Source organism: Mesorhizobium waitakense, from assembly GCF_056431085.1.
The window spans coordinates 1-5,877 of sequence record NZ_JBWKME010000207.1 but is presented as its reverse complement, the minus strand read 5'-3'; the positions used below and the strand labels follow the sequence as shown (position 1 = coordinate 5,877).

Annotated in this window: 4 protein-coding genes; 2 read left to right on the top strand and 2 right to left on the bottom strand. The window is 58.7% G+C overall.

Translation table 11 applies throughout. The annotated features are described in order from the left end of the window. Positions 1-339 precede the first annotated feature (339 nt). Positions 340-2,640 (top strand): arginine decarboxylase, encoded by a 2,301-nt coding sequence (gene adiA, locus AC07FD_RS37695; protein WP_478353943.1) that lies wholly within the window; start codon positions 340-342, stop codon positions 2,638-2,640. Between the two features lie 108 nt (positions 2,641-2,748). Then, positions 2,749-3,120 carry a hypothetical protein gene (locus tag AC07FD_RS37690; protein WP_478353942.1) on the top strand — a complete coding sequence of 124 codons (372 nt, stop codon included), beginning with the start codon at positions 2,749-2,751 and terminating at the stop codon, positions 3,118-3,120. An 877-nt stretch (positions 3,121-3,997) separates the two neighbouring features. Here the strand turns inward: AC07FD_RS37690 and AC07FD_RS37685 are convergent. Continuing rightward, on the bottom strand, positions 3,998-4,315 hold the full coding sequence (locus AC07FD_RS37685; RefSeq protein ID WP_478353941.1) for a hypothetical protein: 318 nt from the start codon (positions 4,313-4,315) through the stop codon (positions 3,998-4,000). A 750-nt stretch (positions 4,316-5,065) separates the two neighbouring features. Further along, positions 5,066-5,770, bottom strand: a complete 705-nt coding sequence (locus tag AC07FD_RS37680) for a hypothetical protein (protein ID WP_478353940.1) — start codon at positions 5,768-5,770, stop codon at positions 5,066-5,068. Positions 5,771-5,877 lie beyond the last annotated feature (107 nt).

The window sequence follows — 5,877 nt, the reverse complement described above, 5'->3', positions numbered from 1 at the left end:
TCCTTCACCGCCACCTTCGTGGGGCTCGGCGCCAAGCTGGAATTCTCGAATCGACAATTCGCGAAGAGGCACGTAGCGCGACCAAGTAGCCATGCATCTTCGCGATGCCCACTGCGCCTGCACCGCATGAATGCTCAAGACGGGCGTCCAGAGCCGCGTCTTCGAGATCGCCTCGCGCAGTTTGGCGTGGCCTTTTACAGTAACGCACTTCCGCTCAGCCTGCATCAGTGCAACAAATGCGAGCTTCGCGTCAATTGGTGGCGCGTATTGCCGTTTGAGGGACCAGATTTCGCGGGCCCGCGGCTACCGCAGCCGCCCAGCCCTCCAGGAGTTCCCAATATGATCAATCCCGATACAAGGCCATTCCGAGCCCGCGCGCTCATTGTGGACGACGATCTCGGCAAGCTCGATACCAGTCTCGGAAGGGCGGCCGAAGGTCTCGCGCGGGCACTCGAGGAACGCGACGTCGGCGTCGTAAGGGCGCTTTCCTTCGAGGACGGACGAGCGGTCGTGGCAGCGGATGCGTCCATTCAGGTCGTCGCGCTGAACTGGGACCTCGGCACCGATGACGACGGCTCGCACGGTCAGGCGATGGGACTTCTCCAAAAGCTGCGCGAGCGCCACGGCGAAGTACCGGTGTTTCTGCTTGCAGAGCGAACGACCGCGACCCGGACGATTACGATCGAGGTTGCGGAAATGGTGGACGAGTTCGTCTGGATCATGGAGGACACCCCGGACTTCATAGCCGGCCGGATCATCGCCGCCATCGGGCGCTATCGCGCTTCAATCCTGCCTCCTTATGCGAGAGCGCTTGCCGACTACTCGCGTCTTCGGGAGCACTCATGGTCGGCCCCCGGGCACCAGGGCGGCGTGGCCTTTACGAAAATTCCCGCGGGTCGTGCGTTCTTTGACTTCTATGGCGAGAACCTATTCCGCACCGACATGGGGATAGAGCGAGGGCAGCTCGGGTCCCTGCTCGATCATACGGGACCTGTGCTGGCCAGCGAGCAGTACGCAGCCCGTGTGTTCGGAGCCCACCGCAGCTACTCCGGCGTCGTCGGAACCTCGGGCTCCAATCGAACTATCATGCAAGCCTGCGTGAACGAGGGCGATCTCGTGGTGCTCGACCGCAACTGCCATAAGTCAATCGAACAGGGCCTGATGCTGACCGGCGCACGTCCGATCTACCTGGTTCCCACACGCAATCGTTACGGAATCATCGGTCCCATAGCGCCCTCCGAGCTGGAACCTGCCGCCCTGCAAGCCAAGATCAAGGAGAGTCCGCTTACGCGCGGGTTGGAGGGGCGCAAGCCAGGCTATTCGGTAATCACAAACTGCACGTACGACGGCCTTTGCTATAACGCAGCCCGGGCGCAGGACCTGCTCGACAAGAGTTGCGATCGCATTCACTTCGACGAGGCGTGGTACGGCTACGCTCGTTTCAACCCGATGTACGAAGGGCACTTCGCGATGCGCGGCGACCCAGCCGCGCACAAGGGGCCGACGGTCTTCGCCACGCACTCCACCCACAAGCTGCTCGCTGCTCTGTCGCAGTCGTCTTACATCCACGTCCGGGACGGGCGGGGTGCAATCGACCACCACAGATTCAACCAAGCTTACATGATGCACACGACGACGTCGCCGCTCTACCCGATCGTTGCGTCAAACGACATAGCGACTGCCATGATGGATGGACGAGCTGGCTATTCCCTCACCCAGGAGGTGATCCAGGAGGCCGTCGATTTCCGGCAAACGGTCGGGCGTATCCGCAGAAAGTTCCAGGAGAAGGGAGACTGGTTCTTCAAGCCCTGGAATGCGGAGGTGGTCACGGACCCGAAAACCGGCGGCAAGATCGATTTCAATGACGCCCCGGCCGATCTGCTTTGCACACAGCAAGAGCCTTGGATCATGCACCCTGCCGACACGTGGCACGGTTTCGAAGGCATCGCTCCCGACTGGTGCATGCTCGACCCGGTCAAGGTGAGCATCCTTGCGCCGGGCATGGGCGATGACGGTCAACTTCAGAAGACAGGCGTGCCGGCCGCCTTGGTGAACGCCTACTTCACCCGCTTCGGGATCGTCCCGACGCGCGTCACCGACTTCCAGATTATGTTCCTATTCTCCATCGGGATCACCAAGGGCAAGTGGGGCACTCTCGTCACGAACCTGCTCTCGTTCAAACGCCACTACGATGCGAATGCGAGAGTGAGCGACGTGCTGCCGGAACTCGCGTCACAGCATCCGCAGCGGTACCGAAAGATCGGTCTGCGCGACCTTGGCGACGAGATGTTCGAATACATCAGAGTGAACAATCCCGGCGAATTATTGAACCGTGCCTTCGAGACGCTACCGAGGCCGGATATGACCCCCAGGGAAGCGTACCAGCGCCTCGTTGCAAACGACGTGGAAAGCGTGTCGGTCGAGGAAATCGCAAATCGCACGGCAGCAAACGGCGTCATGCCGTATCCGCCAGGTATTCCTATGCTGATGTCAGGCGAGAATTTTGGCGGAGAGGACAGCCCCCAGATCGGATATTTGCGCGGGCTCACCGCCTGGGACCGCCAATTCCCCGGATTTGAGCACGTCACCGAAGGCGCCGAAGTGGTTGACGGCACTTACCATGTACTGTGTGTGAAATAGACGACAATCAAGAAGGGGACCTGCAGATGGAAAAACGGTGGCTGCAATCACTTGCTTTGCAGCGTTTTGGCGGCTGACGAGAGGCATGTCGCCGAGAAAGAGCGGAGATTGATCTCGGAACGCACCAAAGCCGCCCTCGCCTCGCGCAAGACCACCGGCATCAAACTCGGCAATTCGACCAACACGGCAGAGGCCGCTGCGAAGGGGCGTCAGATCTCAGTGCAGGAGGCCGACCGGTTTGCCCAGACAGTGCTCCCGATCATCGAGTCCATCCGACGCTCTGGCATCACCAGCTTGCGTTGGCGGCTTTCCTCGCCGGCGCCGATGATGACGGCGTATATGGTCGCGTTCTGCTGCAAGGCCATGGGGCTATTTACCTGCGTGTTAGGCGTTCATGAGATTTTCCCGTTTTCAAGAGCAGTTCATCGGCAGACGTGGCAAAACGCCGTCAGCTTCATCCTGCCGTCGATGAGGGTTTGAAACGTCCAGCCTTTTCCCATTTTATCGGTATAGAGCAAGCGCGTTCAGTCCGCCAAGCTGCCTTCACGGTGCACGATAGCATCGAGCATCGTCTCGTATACGCTGCCGGTGTCTTCCTCGATAGCGGCGCGGCTAATGCCAACTGCCTTCGCATCGGCGAAAGCTTGTGGGCGAGTTCGGCAACCGAGATGCCGTCGGCGCTGCCGGTCTGTGGCACGTTGTTAGAAATCCATTGGTGCAGGAAGTTCGTAGCGCGGGTGCTCATTCAACTTCAAGCTCGGCTCGTGCAACGAGGTCCGGTGGATTGTCTCCCTTGTAGCCGTAACGCCCTCAGCCGCGCAGTCTTGTCTTCACGTGCCTTCCGTTCGGCGTCGAGGACCAGCCTGCACTCGCGGTTGGCTCGCTCCAGTTTTTCCCGATCCACCTTTCTTCTCTTCATGGCGGCCTCCATGGTTTGGTGCGCCAAAAAGGGTCGACTTGAAGAAATGTTCCGAAAAAATTTTTCGGCGTCCGACAACATTTGTTAATGCAGGAGCAGACGCATTGCATGCTGTGGTTTTTGAAGGACGAGCAACCTTTTTGCCCCAGGCTTTGGTACGAATCCGACACCCTCTTGCGAGCGGCCTGACCGCGATTATTTTAGCGTTTTCCTCTTTCAAGGGAGAGTGAAAAATCATGCACGATGGCATTGTCGAACCCGACGAACTCGCGTTCTTGACCACCATTCTAGACGAGCATTGCAAAGCCCTCGGCATTGCGGCGGATAGCGTGGATCGCCAGAACCTGGCCATGCGTATCTTCACGCTTTTCACGTCCGGCTACACCGACGTTGAGGTTCTAAAGCAGGCGCTTTCAGGCCATAACGCTCCTATGGCAACTAGCTTTCCTCCCGAAAATCCTGCAGTGAAGCGTGCCGCAGTTCCTCCTCGCCGCGCAAGTGCTTCACGCGACCGACGAGACCGGGCTTGACCCATTGCGTCGCCGGTCGCTTCATGGCCTTGGGCGCTGGGCCAGCATGTTCCTGGACGCGCTTCCAAAGCCGCTCCCGGATTTCGCGGTTGGAGTTGATGAAGGCCGAACCGACATACTTGCCGGTCACTCGATCAGCCATTAGGGCCAAAGCCGGCTTGCCCGCTTCACGCTCGACACCTAGCAGGTCGTATTCGTCGATCGCGTAGACCAACTCAATTAGCATGAGTTAAAATGGTTCCGGAACTTTTACCGTGGCGCAGAGTTGCCGCCGCATGACGAAGCTATCCGACCTCGGTCCACCAATCCCTGGCAAGCGGCACGGCGCACCGGCAGCGGACGAACGGGACCATTTCTTCAATTGCCCCCAATGCGGTCAAAAGGTCGACATGCGCGATTTGCGGCAAGTCTTATGGCACGAGGTGCCGGGACACAAACCGCTCGGCCCACGCCTGGCTTCAGGCTGATTGACTTCCCAGCTAGCGCCTAAAGCAAAGCCCGCCGCCTCGGGGGGAAGCAGCGGGCCAATGCAGAACCGGTAGGATCTATGTGCAAGATTCCGGCAGCGCTCAACATAAACCGCGCGGCTGGAGGTTTGTTCCCTGGCCAAACAAAGGACCGCCACTGCCTTGCTTTGGCAAAGCCGAACGGCGCGCGCTTCCCGCATCCAACAAACTCGCAGATGTGATTTTCGATACGTGCCCGTTCGCGCGGCACGGGTGTCATGCCTTCGGCAAGTCCGGTGGGTTTGTCGCTCATTCTGCCGTCAGTGAACCTGCCGTCAGTGAACAAAATGAGAACACTAGAGTCAAGACCCTTGACGGGAGAAGGAATAAATTCCTATACTGATATCCCCCAAGGGAGATTAGAATGGTCCGACGTCGACGCTTCGAAACGTTATCGAGCTACCACCTCGATCTCATTGAGCGGCAAGCTTTCCGACTTGAGATAGAACTGCGGGCAGGCTCAGCTCTCGCTAAAGCCATTCCTGGCGCATTGGGATGCGATCGACCAGTTGCATAGCGATATGCGTAGGGCGCTCAACTTGCTGAACGATCGGCCGGCGAATTACGAGAGACCGCACGCGGCGCCTATGTCGGGCGGGTAGGTTGGCGACAAGGTACCGGTCGGGGAGATACGCCGAAGGTGAAGCGGTAACTTCCGACTGTCTGTCTACCTCATCTAGCGCTTGATTGATCCGCGCGCGCAACAGCCGGCGCGCATCGCGCAAGTCCATTGGTTTTGGCGGACGCTTCTGCTCGCTTCTCCGATCATGGTGTCGATAAGACCAGTTCGCCGTGAGACTGAAGCGTTCCATTTCGGCCCTGCCTTTTCCCCTCCTTGGGTTGAACCCAGCTTGTTCCAGGCACTCCATCGCTTTGTAGAGGTCGAACCAATCCGGCTCGCCAGCGCAGTACTTGAGCGCGTGCGTTAGGAGTTCGCTCGTCATCGAAGCGGCATAACGACTTTGTGCAGACGTCGGGGCAGGTGGCGGCACAACAATGTTGCCATCGTGGTCTCGGATAATGACTTGAAATTCGGCGGATCCGCCACCGATTGTAAAATGTGCTGTTTCCGCCCGCATTACTGTATGGCGAATTAGTCTGCCGTCGCGCATCTCGGCAACCCCGTCGAGTTCAACAGACGACTTGCCGATTATCCCGCCGGCAATTCCGTTCAAGGTACGGACTAAGGCTTGTTGAGATTCATCGTGAGTTTATGACGGCAGCAGCAAGATTGATGAAGGCTGCGAAGCTCTGGTCGGTTTTGTCAGCTCGCATGGCGATA

Excerpts from the sequence above, each read along its gene's own strand:
- adiA (WP_478353943.1), top strand. The coding sequence starts at position 340 with ATGATCAATCCCGATACAAGGCCATTCCGAGCCCGCGCGCTCATTGTG.
- AC07FD_RS37685 (WP_478353941.1), bottom strand. The coding sequence starts at position 4,315 with ATGCTAATTGAGTTGGTCTACGCGATCGACGAATACGACCTGCTAGGT.